A 17,290-nucleotide genomic window follows, 5' to 3' on the forward strand; every position below is an offset into this window, starting at 1 on the left:
ATATCGTTCTACATCATACGTATGATCTAGAGGGTAATCATGGTGACCCTACACCGTCAGGTACTGAACCAGATGGGCGAGCAGATCTGCTCGGGCCAACTGGCGCCCGGCGACGTCCTCCCGTCCGAGGACGAACTCGCCGAACAACTACAAGTCAGCCGCATCACCATCCGCGAAACGGTCAAATCGCTGTCCGCGAAAGGGATGCTGCAAGTGCGCCGCCGCTATGGCACGGTCGTGCTGCCGCGCTCGCAATGGCAGTTGTTCGATCCGGACGTGATTACCTGGCGCGCCCGCGCGGGCACGGTCGATGAAGCGCTGATCCAGGACCTGATGGAACTGCGCCTGATCATCGAGCCGAACGCCGCCAGGCTCGCCGCCCGGCGCGCGACCGACGAAGATCGCATCGCGATCCGGCGCGCGTACCGGGCGATGGCGCGCGCGGTCGCGGGCGACGGCGCCTATGTGCCGGCGGATCTCGCGTTTCACGGTGCGATCCTCACTGCTTGCCACAACCAGTTCGTCCAGCAGATGCAGAACGCGCTGTCGTCGATCCTGCAGACCAGCTTCGAGCTCAGTTCGGAGATCGCTGGCGGCCCGGCCCGGTCGCTGCCGATGCACGAAGCGCTGTGCATCGCGATCGAAAACGGCGACGAGGCCGCCGCGGAACAAGCGGTGCTCACGCTCATCCGGCGCGCCGAGCAGGACTTCGAGGATCGCGCCGCGCTTAACCGCACAGCGACCCGCACACGCGCCTGACGCCCCAACGGCAGATCCGGCATTGACTTCATCGCGACCGGCGACGGTCGCGAGGGGCGCACTCGCGCCCGATTTTCGATCATCGAGAGGATACGAGCATGACTTCACTATTCGACCTGAGCGGCCGCACGGCGCTCGTCACCGGTTCGGCGCGCGGTATCGGCTTCGCGCTGGCCGAAGGGCTCGCGACGGCCGGCGCGAGCGTCGTGCTGAACGGAACGCAGCCCGACACGGTGGCTGCCGCGGTCGCTCGACTCACTGCCCAGGGGTTCGACGCGCAAGGCCGCGCGTTCGACGTGACGGACGAGCAGGCCGTCGCCGATGCGTTCCAGCAATGGGACGACGCCGGCGTGCAGATCGACATCGTCGTCAACAACGCGGGCATCCAGTTTCGCAAGCCGCTCGTCGAGCTCGAGCTGGCCGACTGGCAGCGCGTGATCGACACCAACCTGACGAGCGCGTTCATCGTCGCGAGGCAGGCGGCGCGGCGCATGATTGCGCGCGGCACGGGCGGCAAGATCGTCAATATCGGCTCGCTCACGAGCGAAGCCGCGCGCGCGACGGTCGGCGCATACACGGCGGCCAAGGGCGGAATCAAGATGCTGACCCGCGCGATGAGCGCCGAATGGGCGTCGTCGAACATCCAGGCGAACGCGATCGGCCCGGGCTACATCCTGACCGACATGAACAAGCCGCTCGTCGAGAACGCGGCGTTCGATGCCTGGGTCAGGAACAGCAACCCGACGCAACGCTGGGGCAAGCCGGAGGAGCTCGTCGGCACGGCCGTGTACCTCGCGTCGGCGGCGTCGAGCTACGTGAACGGCCAGATCATCTACGTCGACGGCGGCTGGCTGGCCGTCCTTTAAAAGAGCCGCGCGAACGAAACCCGTACCCGAGGCTGCCCGAACCCGATCAGGGCGCCCGCGCGCCACACCTATCCGGAGACATCATGGAAAGCGCCCAACCCGTTGCACCGCAAAGATGGTGGTATCTGATGCCGATCATCTTCATCACCTACAGCCTCGCGTATCTCGATCGCGCCAACTACGGTTTCGCGGCGGCGGCCGGGATCGACAAGGATCTCGGCATCACGCACGGCATGTCGTCGCTGATCGGCTCGCTGTTTTTCCTCGGCTATTGCCTGTTCCAGGTGCCGGGCGCGATCTACGCGCAGCGCAACAGCGTGAAGAAGCTGATCTTCTTCAGCCTGATCCTGTGGGGCCTGTGCGCCGCGGCGACCGGGATGGTCAGCAACATTCCGATGCTGATGGTGCTGCGCTTCATGCTCGGCGTGGTCGAGGCGGCGGTCATGCCGTCGATGCTGATGTATATCAGCCGCTGGTTCACGCGCACCGAACGCTCGCGCGCGAATACGTTCCTGATTCTCGGCAATCCGGTGACCGTGTTGTGGATGTCGGTGGTGTCGGGTTATCTGGTCCACAGCTTCGGATGGCGCGAGATGTTCGTCATCGAAGGCGTGCCGGCGCTTGCATGGGCGGTCGTCTGGTGGTTCACCGTCAAGGACCGTCCGGCCGACGCGCCATGGATGACCGATGCCGAAAAGGCCGAACTCGATGCGCGCCTGAAAGCCGAGCAGGCGCATATCGCACCGGTGCGCGACTACAAGGCTGCTTTCCGTTCGTCGGTAGTACTGAAGTGCTGCGCGATTCATGCGCTGTGGAGCATCGGCGTCTACGGCTTCATCATGTGGCTGCCGTCGATTCTCAAATCAGCGGCGACGATCGACATCGTGTCGGTGGGCTGGCTCGCCGCCGTTCCGTATCTCGCCGCGATCATCCTGATGCTGCTGGCATCGTGGCTGTCGGACAGGACGCGCAACCGCAAGCTGTTCGTCTGGCCGCTGCTGCTGGTGGGGACGATTGCGCTCGTGGGGTCCTATCTGGTCGGCGAGTCGCACTTCTGGCTCTCGTTCACGCTGCTCGTCGTGGCCGGCGCAACGATGTACGCGCCGTACGGGCCGTTCTTCGCGCTCGTGCCGGAACTCGTTCCGAGCAACGTGCTCGGCGGCGCGATCGGCGTCATCAATTCGAGCGGCGCACTCGGTGCATTCCTCGGATCGTGGGTCGTCGGCTATCTGAACGGCGCGACCGGCAGCCCGTCGGTGTCCTACATCTTCATGGCGGTTGCGTTGCTGCTGTCGGTGATCCTGATGATCACGGTGCCGGCACGTTCGGAGCAGCGCCCGGCCGGGGACGCGACCGTCTCGCTGCGCCGGACCTGACACGGCGCCCCATTCGATTCATCGACAGAATTTTGGTAGATCAACCATGACCACCCCGATTACAGATGTAAAGGTCATCCTGACCGCGCCGGAAGGCATCAACCTGATCGTCGTCAAGATCGAGACCGCCCAGCCCGGCTTGTACGGCCTCGGCTGCGCGACGTTCGCGTACCGGCACGTCGCGGTCAAATGCGTGATCGAGGCGTACTTGCGCCCGCTGCTGATCGGACGCGATGCCGAGGCCATCGAGGAACTCTGGCAATTGATGCACCAGAACGCTTACTGGCGCAACGGCCCGATCGAGAACAACGCGATTTCGGGCGTCGACATGGCGCTGTGGGATCTCAAGGGCAAGATGGCGAACATGCCGCTGTATCAGCTGTTCGGCGGCAAGTGCCGCGAAGGCGTGCCGGTCTATCGGCATGCGGATGGCCGCGACCTGAGCGAGCTGTGCGAGAACATCCAGAAGTATCGCGAGCAGGGCATCACGCACATCCGCTGCCAGAGCGGCGGCTACGGCGGCGACGGCTACGGCGCCGCGCCGGCGAGCGCACCGCACGGCGCGGCCGATGGCGTCTATCTCGACAGCCGGAAATACATGCGTGACACGCTGAAGCTGTTCGACGGCATCCGCAGCAAGATCGGCTTCGACGTCGAGCTATGCCACGACGTCCATGAACGCCTGAAGCCGGTCGACGCGATCCGCTTCGCGCGCGAACTCGAACCGTTCGAACTGTTCTTTCTCGAAGACGCGATCGCGCTGGAAGAGGGCGAATGGATCCGCCAGTTGCGCGAGAAGACGAGCACGCCGCTCGCGCAAGGCGAGCTTTTCAACAATCCGTACGAGTGGCGCTTCCTGATCACCGAGCGGCTGATCGACTTCATCCGCGTTCACCTGAGTCAGATCGGCGGCATCACGGCCGGCCGGAAGCTGCAGATCTTCGCCGAGCAGTTCGGCGTGAGAACGGCGTGGCACGGCCCCGGCGACATGTCGCCGCTGGCGCATGCGGCGAACATCCATATCGATCTTGCGTCGCGCAATTTCGGCGTGCAGGAATGGTCGGGCACCGAGCCGCCCAATTTCGTGATCCAGGAATTGAAGGGGCCGAGGGCGGCATTGCTCGACGTATTCCCGGGCCTTCCCGAATTCCGGAACGGCTACGTGTATGCGAACGACAAGCCGGGGCTGGGCGTCGATATCGATGAAGCGGAGGCCGCGAAATATCCGTGCGAAAACACGGTGACGACCTGGACGCAGACGCGGCTGAAGGACGGGACGCTGCAGACGCCGTGACGCAGCATTGCGCGCTGCGGGTTTCGATGCCGCGTCTCGCGCGCAGCGGCCTCCCGATCAGCGCCTTGCCGCGCGCACCGCTTCGAACGGCGGGCTGCCGATCTGCCGCTCCAGTTGCTCGGCACGCCGGTAGATGGACTGCATGAGCAGCGTCGCGTTGCGCGCCGGCGGCGAGAACTTCGAGTAGACGAACGTCGCGATCATTTCCAGGTTCTCGACGAGCGGGCGCACCACGCAATCGGCGCCTTGCGCGGCGAACTCGTCGACGATGGCGAGCCCGAGCCCGCCGCGCACCAGCGCGAGCGCCTGGTCCGCGCGCGTCACCTCGACGACCGACGTGAGCTCGACGTCGGCCTGCTGACACGCGCGCACGATCACCGTGCCGAACGGAATGTCGCGCCGGAACAGGATCATCGGTTCCGCCTCGAGATCGGCAAGCGCGATGCGTGGCCGCGCCGCGAGCGGGTGATCGGCCGGCAGCGCGCACACCATGCGTCCGCGCATGAACGGCACGACGTCGAGATGCTCGTGCTCGATCGGCATCGACGTCACGGCGACGTCGACGGTCTTGCTGAGCACTTCCAGCGGCATTTCGGCCATCAGCGTCGTGTGCCAGTCGACCCGGAGCCCCGGCAGCTTGCGTTTGAGCTCGACGATCGCCGGCGCGAGGATCGTCGTGGCGAGCGACGGGCTGCACGACACGCGCAACAGGCTGGCCGGCCCGAGCGCCAGCGCGCGCGCGAATTCGTCGACGCGCAGCGCCGACTGGTAGACCTGCTCGACCTCGCGAAACAGCGCCTGCGCTTCCGCGGTCGGAATCAGCCGGCCTTTCGTGCGCTCGAACAGACGCAGGCCGAGCGTCGTTTCCGTGTGCGATACGAGCTTGCTGATGGCCGGCTGCGACACGTACAGCATCTTCGCGGCCGCGTTGATCGACCCGGTGAGCATCACCGCGCGAAACACTTCCATTTGCCGCAGCTTGAAACGCATGTCCTTTCCCCGCCGCCGCGCGTCGCGCCCGGGCTATTAACCAAAAGTTATAGGATAGCCGAAACTCGGCATACGACAGCGCGGCGGCAACTCCCTAGTATCTCCATCGAGGAAGGCGCCGGCCGGAACGAGTTCCAGGAACCGGCGTCCCCATGAGACACATGATGGAGACACGATGAACTCGACCCGGACGTCCCAGGCGCCAGCCGCCGCCGCGAGCCAGAGCGCCGCCGCCGTGCGCACGCGCGCGCGCTTCGGCATCCTCGCGCTGCTCGCGATCGGCACGATGATCAACTATCTCGACCGCAGCGTCGCGGGCATCGCGGCACCGGGCATGAGCCACGACCTCGGGCTGACGCCGGCGCTGATGGGCGTGATCTTCTCGGCATTCTCATGGACCTACACGGCGTCGCAGATCCCGGGCGGGTTGTTGCTGGATCGTGTCGGCACGCGCTGGACCTATTTCTTCGCCTTGACGCTGTGGTCGTTCTTCACCGGGCTGCAGGGGCTTGCGACCGGGTTCGTGTCGCTGCTCGTGATGCGTCTGCTGATCGGCGCGGCCGAGGCGCCGTGCTTCCCGACGAACAGCCGCGTCGTGGCGGTCTGGTTTCCGCAGAGCGAGCGGGCGCGCGCGACGGGCGTCTACACGTTCGCCGAATATGTCGGGCTGGCGTTTCTCAGCCCGCTGCTGTTCTGGATCGACCAGCACTACGGATGGCGCGCGCTGTTCGGCATCGTCGGCGCGGTGGGGATCGCGTTCGGCGCCGTCTGGCTGCTGCGCTTTCACGAGCCGCACCAGTCGAAGCGCGCGAACCGTGCCGAACTCGACCATATCGCGAACGGCGGCGGCGTCGTCGACGGCAACCGCGACGTGATGCGCTTTCGCTGGTCCGACGTCGGCGCGCTGCTGCGCCGGCGCTGCATGTTCGGCATCTGCATCGGCCAGTTCGCGTGCAACTCGACCAACGTGTTCTTCCTGACCTGGTTTCCGACCTATCTCGTCACCGAGCGCCACATGCCGTGGCTGAAGGTCGGCATCGTCGCGATGCTGCCGTTCATCGCGGCTTCGGCGGGCACGCTGTCGGGCGGCTGGATCTCCGACGCGATGCTGCGCCGCGGCGTGTCGCTGAACTGGGCGCGCAAGTTGCCGGTGATCTCCGGGTTGCTGCTGGCCTCGACGATCGTGCTCGCGAACTACGTGGATTCGACCGCGGCCGTGATCGCGATTCTGTGCGTCGCGTACTTCGCGCAAGGGATGTCGGCGCTCGCGTGGATGATCGTCTCCGATATTGCGCCGAAGGGCCTGCTCGGTCTGAGCGGCGGCATCTTCAACCTGTTCGCGAACGCGGCCGGCATCGTCACGCCGCTGGTCATCGGGCTGATCGTCAACGCGACTGGCTCGTTCGTGTATGCACTCGCGTTCATTTCGGCCGTCACGCTGGTCGGGGCGCTCTCGTACGTGTTCGTGGTCGGCGACATCAGGCGGATCGAGCTGACCGGCCGCGAATCCTTCCGTATCTGAACTTTCAAAGGACATGTTTTCCATGAGTCACACTCTCGACGGCAAGGTCGCGATCGTCACCGGCGGCGCGCGCGGCATCGGGCTCGGCATCGCCCGGCAGCTCAAGGCGGACGGCGCGCGCGTCGTGGTCTGGGATCTCGACGTCGGCGGTTGCGACGCGTCGCGGCTCGGCTTCGCGCCGGATCACGTCGAAGCGGTGGACGTGTCGTCCTGCGACGCGGTGGCGCGCGCGTTCGACGCGACCGTCGCCGCGCTGGGCCACGTCGACATTCTCGTGAACAACGCGGGTATCAACGGGCCGGTTTCGCCGAGCTGGGAATATCCGGTCGACATGTGGCAGCGCGTGCTGGAGGTCGATCTGAACAGCGTGTTCTACACGTGTCGCGTGGCGGTGCCGCACATGCGCAAGCGCGGCGGCGGGCGGATCCTGAACGTCGCGTCGATCGCGGGCAAGGAGGGCGTGCAGTTCATCTCCGCGTATTCGGCGGCCAAGGCCGGCGTGATCGCGTTCACGAAAGCCGCGGCGAAGGAACTCGCGCACGACAACGTGCTGATCAACTGCATCGCGCCGGCGATGGTCGAGACGGAGCTGTTCCGCGAAATGTCGGACGAGCACATCGTCGCGAGCAAGGCGAAGATCCCGATGGGCCGTTTCCTGCAGATCGACGAGGTCGGCCGCATGGCGAGCTGGGTCGTCAGCCCCGCGTGCAGCTTCACGACGGGCTTCACGTTCGACCTGACGGGCGGGAGGGCCACGTATTGAAACCCGCTGAACAGCGCGCGCGCCCGCTTGCTGCGGCGCATCTGACCGTGCTCGAATACGCGCCCGTGGCGTGGGTGCGGGCCGCGGCAAAGGCAGGGTTTGCCGGGGTCGGGCTGCGCCTGCATCCGGCCATGCCGGGCGGCGTCGCCTATCCGCTCGCCGCCGGCAGCGCCGCGCATCGCGAATTGCGCGACGTGCTGGCCGGTGAAGGCGTCGAGGTCGTCGACGTCGAGTTCATCCCGGTCGTGCCGGATCTCGACGCCGCGTCGTTCCTGCCGTTGTTCGAGTCAGCCGCGGCGCTGGGCGCCCGCTGCGTGACCGTATCGGGCGACGACCCCGACGCCGCGCGCCTTGCCGCGAATCTCGCCGCGCTCGCGGGCTTCGCGAGGCCGTTCGGATTGTCGATCGACCTGGAATTCATGCGCTGGCGCAACGTCGGCACGCTCGCGCAGGCTCGCGCGGCGATCGAGCGTGCGGCGCAGCCGAATCTCGCGGTGGTGATCGACGCGCTCCATCTGTCGCGCTCGGGCGGTACGCCGGACGACGTCGCGCAACTGCCGCGCGAACTGATCGGCTTCGCGCAGCTTTGCGACGCGCGGGCCGAACAGCCGGTCAGCGACGACGACGCGATCGCCGAAGCGCGCACCGCGCGGCTCGCGCCGGGCGACGGCGCGTTACCGCTCGATGCGTTGCTGCGCGCGTTGCCGGCGAATGTGCCGCTGAGCGTCGAGATGCCGATGCCGTCGCTGCCGCCCGACGCACGCGTCGAGCTGGCCTGTCGCGGCGCACGGCGCGTCGTCGAGCGCGCGAGCGTTGCCGCGCCGGCTGGCGCCTGACCGGGAACCGCACGATGACCGTATTCGACGAAGACAAGATCGACTGCCATTGCCACGTGTTCGATCCCGCACGCTTTCCGTATCGCGACGACACGCCGTATCGGCCCGCGCGGCAGGAGATCGGCACGGCGGCCCAGTTCATCCGCGTGATGGACGCGTATCGCGTGCGCCACGCGCTGCTGGTCGGACCGACGAGCGGCTATCGGACCGACAACCGCTGCCTGATCGACGCGCTGCAGGCGTATGAAGGGCGCTTTCGCGGCGTGGCGGTGGTCGACAACGACATCGGCCGCGCCGAACTGGCCGCGCTGCGCCGCGCGGGCGTGGTCGGCGTGGCGTTCAATCCGGCGATGGAGGGCATCGACCTCGTGACCGGCGCGGGCGCGCTGTTCGCGTTGCTCGCGGATCTCGGGATGATCGCGCAGATCCAGGTGGCCGGCGACCAGATGGCGGAACTCGGCCCGTGGCTCGCGCGGCAACCCGCGGCGCTCGTGATCGATCACTGCGGACGGCCGCACAGCGACGGCGGGATCGGTCAGGCCGGTTTCGACGCGTTGCTGCGTCTAGCGGACGGCGGCAACGCGAGCGTCAAGCTGTCGGGCTGGCAGAAATATTCGGGCAGCCCGCATCCGTACGAGGATACCTGGCCGTATGCACGCGCGCTGCTGCGGGCGTTCGGGCCGGAGCACTGCGTGTGGGGCTCGGACTGGCCGTTCCTGCGTGCGCCCGAGCGGCTCGACTATGGCCCGCTGCTGACGCTGTTCGAGGCGATCGTGCCCGACGCGGCGATCCGGCGGCAGATCCAGTGGGACACGCCACGGCGGCTGTTCGGTTTCGACACGCGGCCGCATGGCGCGAGCGCCTGACCGCCGCGCCATCGCCGGGTATCCCCATTAACCTGTTCGTTCGACACATCATGGAAACCATTCAACCTTTGCGTTTCGGCGTGCTCGGCGCCGCCAGGATCGCGCGCACGTTCATCGCCGGTGTCGCGCCTTCGCCGCTCGTCGACGTGATTGCCGTCGCGAGCCGCGACCGGGAAAAGGGCCGGCAGTTCGCGAACGAGCTTGGCGTGCCGCGCTCGCACGATTCGTACGACGCATTGCTCGCCGATACGGATATCGATGCCGTCTACGTACCGCTGCCGAACACGCTGCATGCGGAGTGGGTCATCAAGGCACTCGATGCCGGCAAGCACGTGCTGTGCGAAAAACCCATCGCGGTATCGAAGGCCGAGACGCTCGCGATGTTCGATGCCGCGCGCCGTAACGGCGTGTTCCTGGCCGAGGCGTACCCGTATCGCGCGCAGCCGCAGACGCTCGAATTGCGCCGTCTCCTGGACGAAGGCGCGATCGGGCGCGTGCAGACGGTCTTTGCATGCTTCGGCTTCAAGTTCGGCGACACCGCGAATATCCGGCTCGATCCCGAGCGCGGCGGCGGCGCGTTGCTGGACGCGGGCAGTTACGCGGTGAACATGGTGCGGATGGTGGCCGGCGAGAAGCCGGTGCGCGTCAGCGCCGTGGCGCGCTGGTCGGAAACGAAGGTTGATCTCACCGTGACGGCGAACCTCGAATTCGCGAACGGCGTGCTGGGTCAGATCGCGTGCAGCTTCAACACGGCGTTTCATCGCCAGGCGCTGATCGCGGGGACGGACGGCATCCTGGAGACGACCTTCCTCAACAGTCCGCCGGAAGCCGGGCCGCCGGAGATTCATCTGCGTCGCGGCGTGCCGTCGACGACGCCACGGGAAACCATCGCGCTGCCGGGCGGCAGCGGTTTTCTCGCCGAAACCGAGTGCTTCGTGCGCGCGGTGCGTGCCGGACGCGAGCAGTGGAACGGTAGCACCGAAGCGGAGTCGGTCGATACGATCGCCACGCTCGAGGCGATCGCGCGCAGCATCCGTTCGGGGGCGTGGGAAAGCGTTTAGCGCGGGTTCACGCCAGGTGAGGGGGAAGGGACGCAGGCGAAGCGGGCGACTCGACGCGCGAGAAGATGCGGCGAAGCAGTCGCCCGGCGGGAACGAAATCGCACGCGATTGGCCGGGTTTTGCTGCCTTCGTCGTCTAGAAACGATCGATCATCCCGAACTGGATGCCTCTCACCGGCGCACCCGGCCACGACGGCGCGAGGCCGGTCACGTTCACGCCCTTCAGCGTGAACGATGCCTGAGCGCGGTTACGCAGCCACGCGGCGCTCGCATAGAGCAGGATCCGCTTCGACACGTCGTATTCGCACGCGGCGCTGAACTGGTCGACGTCGTTGTCGCCGCCCGAGCGGTCGCGCAGCCACGTGTAGCCCAGCGACGTGCGAAAACGCGCATTCACCGCGTAGCGCGCCGAAGCCGACACGCCGTCGTTGTGATATCGGGGCGTTCCGCCGTCGCCGTTGAAATACGACAGGAAGCCGGTCACCGGGCCGAATGCGTAGGACACGCCGCCGAGGTTGGCGCGCAGCGCGCCGCTGCCGTGGGTTTGCTGATGCGCGTACGAAACGCGCAGCGGGCCGTCGTGCCACGAGAACGTCTCGATGTGTCCCGCGAGGCCGTTGCCGTCGCCGTCCGTTGCGTCGCGCAACGGCGCCATGATCGTGGTCGAGAAGCCATGGACTTCCGGCGAAAGATACGTGATCGCGTTGCTTTCGTACGGCGTGATTTTCGACAGGTTGTCGAGCCCCGACGCGATCGTGCCGGCGCCGAACGCATCGAGTTGCCCCTTGAACGGGATGTAGATCGGCGAATACTGGCGGCCGACCCGCACCGTGCCGTAGCGCGAACTCACGCCGACCCATGCCTGGCGATTGAACACCGTATTGGCGACGGCCTGGGTGCCGTCCGTCGAGCCGAAGCCGTTCTCGAGGTCGAACAGGATCTTGACGCCGTTGCCGATATCCTCGGCGCCGCGAACGCCGATGCGCGAGCCGCGATACGCGCCGGAATCCATCCGCGCGACGTAGCCCGCGCCCGGATTCGTGAGCTCGATGCTCGTGTCGATCGCACCGTACAGCGTCACGCTGCCTTGCGCGTGGGCCGGCGACGCATGCGCGGCCACGATCGTTGCGGTCGCACCGATACGCACGGCGAAGCGGATGCCGGCGATCGGCCTGCGTGGCCGGCGCACTCGGCGCGTTCGGCCGTTTCCCGACGCGACGTCGTGGCAATCGGGACGGGAGGCGGGACAGGAATGACTCATCGGGAAAGGCGTGAGTGCCGCAGCAGCAGCGGGTGACGTGCCGGATGCGGTGTGGCGCGGCAACTTTCGCCGCGCCACACCGCGCACGGTCCGGTCGAATCGGACGCTTACTTGTTGTCGGGCAGGGCGTAGGCGATCACGTAGTCGCCGCGATCGGGCGACTGGCGCGCACCGCCCGCCGAGATGACGATGTACTGCTTGCCGTCGATCGTGTAGCTCATCGGCGTGCCCTGGCTGCCCACCGGCAAGCGTGCCTTCCACAGCTCCTTGCCCGTCGAGCTGTCGAACGCGCGCAGATAGTAGTCCTGCGTCGCCGCGAAGAACACGAGACCGCCGCCGGTCGCGAGCGACCCGCCGATGGTGGGCATGCCGATCGGTGACGGCATGTGCATCTGCACGCCGTAGAGGCGCGTGTCCTTCACCGTGCCGAGCGGCACCTGCCATGCGATGCTGCGCGTCTTCAGGTCGACCGCGGTGAGGCTGCCGAACGGCGGCTTCTGGCACGGGATCCCGAGCGGCGAGAAGAAGCGATCCTTCAGCACCGAGTACGGCGTGCCGCCGAGCGGCACCGCGCCCATGCCCGCATTCACCGATTCGTTGCCGTCGGACGTGCCGGTGCGGTTCTTCTCCTTCTCCAGATGGACCCAGAGGCCCAGCCGCATGTCGTTCACGTAGATCACGCCGGCGTTCGGATCGTACGAGAGGCCACCCCAGTTCATCCCGCCGAGCGAGCCGGGGAAGCTGAGCGAGCGATCGGTGTCAGGCGCGGTGAATAGGCCGTCGTAGCGCATCCCGCGGAAGATCACGCGGCACATCAGCTGGTCGATCGGCGTGACGCCCCACATGTCCGAATCCTTCAGCACTTCGGCGCCGATCTGCGGCATGCCGACCGACAGCGGCTGCGTCTTCGAATACGGCTCGTTCGGAATCGATGCGGTCTTGACCGGATGTTCGACGACCTTCGTCAGCGGCTTGCCGGTCGCGCGATCGAGCACGAACAGCTGGCCCATCTTGGTGCCGACGATCAGCGCCGGCACGTGCTTGCCGTCTTCCATCGGGAAGTCGATCAACGTCGGCTGCATCGGCACGTCGTAGTCCCACAGGTCGTGATGCACGGTCTGGAAGTGCCACTTCTCCGCACCCGTCGTCGCGTCGAGCGCGAGGATCGACGCGCCGTACTTCTCGTCGAGCGGGGTGCGCTTGACGCCCCACAGGTCGATCGCCGCGTTGCCGACCGGCATGTAGACCGTGTTCGACGTCGCGTCGTAGGTCATCGGCGCCCACACGTTCGGCGTCGAGCGCGTGAAGCGCTTGCCCGGGGCCGGCGCGGCGTGATCGTCCGGGTTGCCCGGATCGAACGCCCACTTCATCTTGCCGGTCATCACGTCGAAGCCGCGGATCACGCCGCCGGGCATGTCGAGCGATACGTTGTCGGCCACGCGGCCGCCCGTGACCACGGTGGTGCCCGCCACCGTCGGCGGCGACGTGAGCTCGTACAGCGGGCTCTTCGCGTTGCCGAGGCCGGCCTTCAGGTCGATGGTGCCGCGATCGCCGAAGTCGTCGCACAGCTTGCCCGTGTCGGCATCGAGCGCGACGAGCTTCGCATCGATCGTGTTCATGAAGATGCGGCGGCGGCACACGGCCGGATCACCGGACGCGGCGATCGGCGACACCGGCGTCGATCCGGCGACGCTCGGCTGTACGAGCGGCTTGTCCGCGTCGAAGTAGGCGAGGCCGCGGCAGCGCACCCAGACCGTCGTCTTGGTCGGGAATGCGTGGCGCCATTTTTCCGTGCCCGTCGCGGCATCCACGGCGATCACGGTGTTGTGCGGCGAGCACAGGAGCAGCGTCTTGCCGACCTGCAGCGGCGTTTCCTGATCTTCCGAGCCGCCGCCGTCCGGGCTGAGCGGCGTGTCGCCGGTGTGGAACGTCCACGCGACCTGCAGATTCTTCACGGTGTCGCGATTGATCTGCGCGGCGCCCGCGAAGCGGTCGCCGCCGGCCGAGTGGCCGTAAGCGGTCCAGTCGTCGGTGCCGGCGTTGCCGGCTGCCGGGAGCGGCGCTTCGGTGCCGAACGTGCCGTGCGGCACGAACATGCCGTAGACGAACGCGCCGTTGCACGCGAGCAGCACGGCGGCGATGCCCCACGCCGCGCCGCGGGCGGGCGCTTTGCCTTCGGCTCGGCGCATCAGCGGCCACGCCGCCGCGAGCAGCATGCCGATCATCGAGAACATGAAGATCCGCGTGTTGAGCGGCCAGAAGTCGAAGCCGACTTCCCACACGGCCCACAGCGCGGTGGCGATCAGCATCGCGAGGTAGATCGCGACCGCACTGGAGCGGCGCCGCGCGAGCTGGACGCCGGTCGCGCACAAGGCGAGTCCGGCCAGCAGGTAATACCAGCTGCCGCCGCGTGCGATGAGCATGCCGCCGCCGATCGCGAAATAGACCCCTAGAAGCACGCAGGCCAGTCCGGCGACGGCAAACCCGATTCGGGCCGCACCGTGAACGGGCTTCGGATGTGATTGGATTGACATGGTTGTCTTCTCTCGGTTTGCGCCGGGCAGGGAGCGAAGGCGAGAAGCGCACGGAACGGGATTGCGGCCATGCATGCACCCCGGAGCGACATGCGGCGTTGCACGCATGCCCTCACAGGCTCCGGAGGCTAACCTTCATTTTGCCGACGTCGAGTTAGTTCTGGAAATTAACCAAATAGTGCATTTTATACTAATCGAGGAATTGCTTCATGTTTTAACTATCTGACGCGAGGACGGTGCCGGCTCGGCAACGCTGCCAATGGCACGCGCCGCCGACCGTTCGCTAGGGCCCCAGCATCAGGTCGCGATGGGCGGACTCGCGGAATTCGCCGGGCGTCATCCCGGTCTGCTTGCGGAAGTAGCGGCTGAAGTACGCGCTGTCGGCGAAGCCCGTCTCGTGCGCGATCTGCTTCACGCTCAGGTTCGAGTAGACGAGGTCGCGCTGCGCTTCGCGAATCACGTGCTCGTTGATGACGGCCGTGGTCGAGATGCCGAGTTCTTCGCGGCACATGCGCGCGAGCTGCGCGGCGGTCACGCCGAGCCGCGCGGCGTAGAACTCCACCGGCTGGTGCTCGCGAAAATGCGTAGCGATCAGTTCGCGAAAGCGTCGCAGCAGCGTGCCACGCCGATCGGTGCCCGTATGCGACGGGGCCGCCGCGAGATCGCTCAACCGCGCGATATGAACGAGCAATGCAACCAGCAGCGCCATCCCCGCCGCGCCGCGGCCGCGGGACGAGCCGCGAAATTCCTGTTCGAGCAGCGTGAACAACGGCATCAGCATCGACCCGCTCGCGTCCGGCCCCTTGACCGGAATCACCGCGGCGCGTTGCAGCACCGGCAGCACGTTGGGTGCGACCACCTTCAGCAGCGCATCGGGCGCCCGTTGCGCGACGGTGATCACGAGGCCGTCGATCTGTGGCGAGAACTCGAACGCATGCACGGTTTGCGCGGGGAGCAGCACGAGGCAGGGCGGCACGAACGGCAGCTTGTCGCTTTCGATCACGACGTGCCCAGTTCCGCTGCGAATGTACAAAATCTGCAATAGCGCATCGTGGCGATGCGCGGCGATATGCCAGTCGTTGGGCCGGCTGCGCTCGTGTATCCATTCGAAGTTGAACGCGTCGTACCAAGGCGGGCGGGCCGATTCGCCGTACAGGTCGTAGTTAGGGATTCTCCTCATGCCGTCTCGCCTCCGGTGTACAAATTGTCCTGCTGCTTGCGGCGTTTGTCCAGTTTTCGCCGGCGTCGCACTTCTATACTTTTCCCAACGGCGCGGCGTGCGCATCACGTATCGAGGCCGAGATCGAACGATCCGTTCGGTATTCAATGGAACATGACACAACTGGATCAGAAGGACAACTAACATGATTTCCGAGGCAAACGATCGTCAACCGAACTGGCTGCAGCTCGACGGCAACGCGTGTGTCGTGACGGGCGCGGCCGGCGGCATCGGCGCGTCGATCGCCCAGGCGTTCGTCGCGGCCGGCGCGCGCGTCGCGTTGCTCGACCTCGATGCGGACAAGACGATCGCACTGGCCGAGCAGTTGCGTGCCGGCGGCGCCGACGTCGTCGCGATCGCGTGCGACATCGGCGATCCGGCCAGCGTCGCCCACGCGGCCGAACGCGTGCAGCGCGACCTCGGCCCCGCGGACGTGCTCGTCAACAACGCGGGCCTGTTGCGTGCCGGCGGCATCGAAACCATCGATCTCGACGCCTGGAACGCGATGCTGAGGGTCAATCTGACGGGTTACATGCTGTGTTCGCAGACGTTCGGACGCGCGATGCTCGCACGCGGCTCGGGCTCGCTGGTGCATGTCGCGTCCATCGCGGCGCGCTACCCGCAGACCCATAGCGGCGCCTACAGCGCCAGCAAGGCGGCCGTTGCGATGCTGGCGCGGCAACTGGCTGCCGAGTGGGGGCCGCGCGGCGTGCGCAGCAATACCGTGTGCCCCGGCATGATCCGCACGCCGTTGTCCGAGTCCTTCTACGCGAACGGCGACATCGAAGCGCGCCGCAGCGCGATGACGGCCAGCCGGCGCATCGGCCGCCCCGACGACATCGCGAACGTCGTCGCGTTTCTCGCGAGCCCGCGCGCGGCGTACGTGAACGGCGCGGAGCTCGTCGTCGACGGGGGCCTTGACGCGATGCTGATGGATCTGGTGCCGCGTCCGGGCTATGAAGCCGGCGCCGCCACGAAGTAATTCAACGACCTGGCTCGTGCCGCGCGAACCGTCGCCAGTCGAGCGACGCCGCGGCGCAGCCCTATCACTGGAGGAGAACGCGATGAGCGACCAGCGGCGTTCGAAGGATCTCACGTGCGACCTGCTCGTGATCGGAGCGGGAGCGGGCGGCCTGTCCACCGCCATCACCGCACGCAAGGCCGGACTCGACGTGATCGTCGTCGAGAAGGAAGGCTGCTTTGGCGGCACGACGGCTTTTTCCGGCGGCGTGCTGTGGATTCCCGGCAACCCCCATGCCGCGGCGAATGGCGTGCACGACACGCGGGAGGCCGCGCGCGCCTATCTGCGCGGCGAAACCGGTGCGTTCCATGACGACGATGCGATCGAGGCGTTTCTCGAGCACGGTCCGCGGATGCTCGAATTCTTCGAGTGCGAAACGGAAGTGAAATTCGTGCCGACGCTCTATCCCGACTATCACCCGGACCAGCCGGGCGGCGTCGACATTGGCCGCTCGGTGGTGGCCGCCCCTTACGACGCGCGCCGGCTCGGGCGCGATCTCGAGCGTCTGCGTCCGCCGCTGAAGACCATCACGTTCATTGGAATGATGTTCAATTCGTCCAACGCGGATCTCAAGCATTTCTTCAATGCGACGCGGTCGCTGAAATCGGCGTGGTACGTGACGAAGCGGCTGGTTTCGCACCTGAAGGATCTCGCGCTGTATCGGCGCGGCGTGCAGATCACGAGCGGCAACGCGCTCGCGGCGCGGCTCGCGAAGTCGGCACTGGATCTCGGCATTCCGGTTCTCACGCATACCGCGGCGCGCGAGCTCGTCGTGAACGACGGGCGCGTCGTCGGCGCGGCAGTCGAAAGCGACGGCGCCAGGTATCGCATCACGGCGCGGCGCGCGGTGATGCTGGCCAGCGGCGGCTTCTCGCACGACGTCGCGCGCATCGCGCGTGCGTATCCGCATGTTGCACGCGGCG

Annotated in this window: 15 protein-coding genes; 11 read left to right on the forward strand and 4 right to left on the reverse strand. The window is 66.7% G+C overall.

Features of this window, described 5'->3' with window-relative positions:
- The first annotated feature begins 39 nt into the window (after window positions 1-39).
- From J7024_RS32765 to J7024_RS32780, 4 genes are all read left to right on the forward strand, one after another.
- A complete protein-coding gene (locus tag J7024_RS32765) occupies window positions 40-759 on the forward strand; it encodes a FadR/GntR family transcriptional regulator (protein WP_124897249.1) in 720 nt (239 codons plus the stop codon).
- A gap of 98 nt (window positions 760-857) precedes the next feature.
- The gene (locus J7024_RS32770; protein ID WP_124897250.1) at window positions 858-1,625 is read left to right on the forward strand and encodes an SDR family oxidoreductase; all 768 of its coding nucleotides are present in this window, start codon (window positions 858-860) and stop codon (window positions 1,623-1,625) included.
- A gap of 83 nt (window positions 1,626-1,708) precedes the next feature.
- Window positions 1,709-3,001 carry an MFS transporter gene (locus J7024_RS32775; protein ID WP_124897251.1) on the forward strand — a complete coding sequence of 431 codons (1,293 nt, stop codon included), beginning with the start codon at window positions 1,709-1,711 and terminating at the stop codon, window positions 2,999-3,001.
- 46 nt (window positions 3,002-3,047) lie between these two features.
- On the forward strand, window positions 3,048-4,295 hold the full coding sequence (locus J7024_RS32780) for an enolase C-terminal domain-like protein (RefSeq protein WP_124897252.1): 1,248 nt from the start codon (window positions 3,048-3,050) through the stop codon (window positions 4,293-4,295).
- A 57-nt stretch (window positions 4,296-4,352) separates the two neighbouring features.
- On the opposite strand, the gene J7024_RS32785 is transcribed toward J7024_RS32780, so the two are convergent.
- Window positions 4,353-5,285: a LysR family transcriptional regulator gene (locus J7024_RS32785; RefSeq protein WP_124897253.1), complete on the reverse strand. Its 933-nt coding sequence runs from the start codon at window positions 5,283-5,285 to the stop codon at window positions 4,353-4,355.
- 175 nt (window positions 5,286-5,460) lie between these two features.
- Here J7024_RS32785 and J7024_RS32790 point away from each other — a divergent pair, with 175 nt between their 5' ends.
- The 5 genes from J7024_RS32790 to J7024_RS32810 are packed head-to-tail and all read left to right on the forward strand — an operon-like array spanning window position 5,461 to window position 10,333.
- Entirely contained in the window at window positions 5,461-6,807 is a 1,347-nt protein-coding gene (locus J7024_RS32790) for an MFS transporter (protein ID WP_124897254.1), read from the forward strand.
- A 22-nt stretch (window positions 6,808-6,829) separates the two neighbouring features.
- The gene (locus tag J7024_RS32795; protein WP_124897255.1) at window positions 6,830-7,570 is read left to right on the forward strand and encodes an SDR family NAD(P)-dependent oxidoreductase; all 741 of its coding nucleotides are present in this window, start codon (window positions 6,830-6,832) and stop codon (window positions 7,568-7,570) included.
- Complete coding sequence (locus tag J7024_RS32800; protein WP_124897256.1) at window positions 7,567-8,406, forward strand: sugar phosphate isomerase/epimerase family protein; 840 nt, start codon at window positions 7,567-7,569, stop codon at window positions 8,404-8,406. The genes J7024_RS32795 and J7024_RS32800 overlap by 4 nt, the downstream gene beginning before the upstream one ends.
- A gap of 14 nt (window positions 8,407-8,420) precedes the next feature.
- Window positions 8,421-9,272, forward strand: a complete 852-nt coding sequence (locus tag J7024_RS32805; protein ID WP_124897257.1) for an amidohydrolase family protein — start codon at window positions 8,421-8,423, stop codon at window positions 9,270-9,272.
- Window positions 9,273-9,322: 50 nt separating this feature from the next.
- Window positions 9,323-10,333, forward strand: coding sequence for a Gfo/Idh/MocA family protein (locus J7024_RS32810; protein WP_124897258.1), 1,011 nt, complete (start codon window positions 9,323-9,325; stop codon window positions 10,331-10,333).
- A gap of 135 nt (window positions 10,334-10,468) precedes the next feature.
- On the opposite strand, the gene J7024_RS32815 is transcribed toward J7024_RS32810, so the two are convergent.
- The 3 genes from J7024_RS32815 to J7024_RS32825 form a co-directional block, all read right to left on the reverse strand.
- A complete protein-coding gene (locus tag J7024_RS32815; RefSeq protein ID WP_234745837.1) occupies window positions 10,469-11,521 on the reverse strand; it encodes a porin in 1,053 nt (350 codons plus the stop codon).
- 179 nt (window positions 11,522-11,700) lie between these two features.
- Window positions 11,701-14,127 (reverse strand): membrane-bound PQQ-dependent dehydrogenase, glucose/quinate/shikimate family, encoded by a 2,427-nt coding sequence (locus J7024_RS32820; protein ID WP_124897260.1) that lies wholly within the window; start codon window positions 14,125-14,127, stop codon window positions 11,701-11,703.
- A 283-nt stretch (window positions 14,128-14,410) separates the two neighbouring features.
- Window positions 14,411-15,307, reverse strand: a complete 897-nt coding sequence (locus J7024_RS32825) for a helix-turn-helix domain-containing protein (protein ID WP_124897261.1) — start codon at window positions 15,305-15,307, stop codon at window positions 14,411-14,413.
- A gap of 184 nt (window positions 15,308-15,491) precedes the next feature.
- Between J7024_RS32825 and J7024_RS32830 the strand changes: the two genes are divergently transcribed.
- Both J7024_RS32830 and J7024_RS32835 read left to right on the forward strand, forming a co-directional pair.
- On the forward strand, window positions 15,492-16,328 hold the full coding sequence (locus tag J7024_RS32830; protein ID WP_268838662.1) for an SDR family oxidoreductase: 837 nt from the start codon (window positions 15,492-15,494) through the stop codon (window positions 16,326-16,328).
- Window positions 16,329-16,410: 82 nt separating this feature from the next.
- Window positions 16,411-17,290 (forward strand): FAD-dependent oxidoreductase (locus tag J7024_RS32835; RefSeq protein ID WP_234745838.1); only part of this gene is annotated, 880 nt, incomplete at its 3' end.

Source organism: Burkholderia sp. WTPI3 (assembly GCF_021483755.1).
Taxonomy (GTDB): domain Bacteria; phylum Pseudomonadota; class Gammaproteobacteria; order Burkholderiales; family Burkholderiaceae; genus Burkholderia.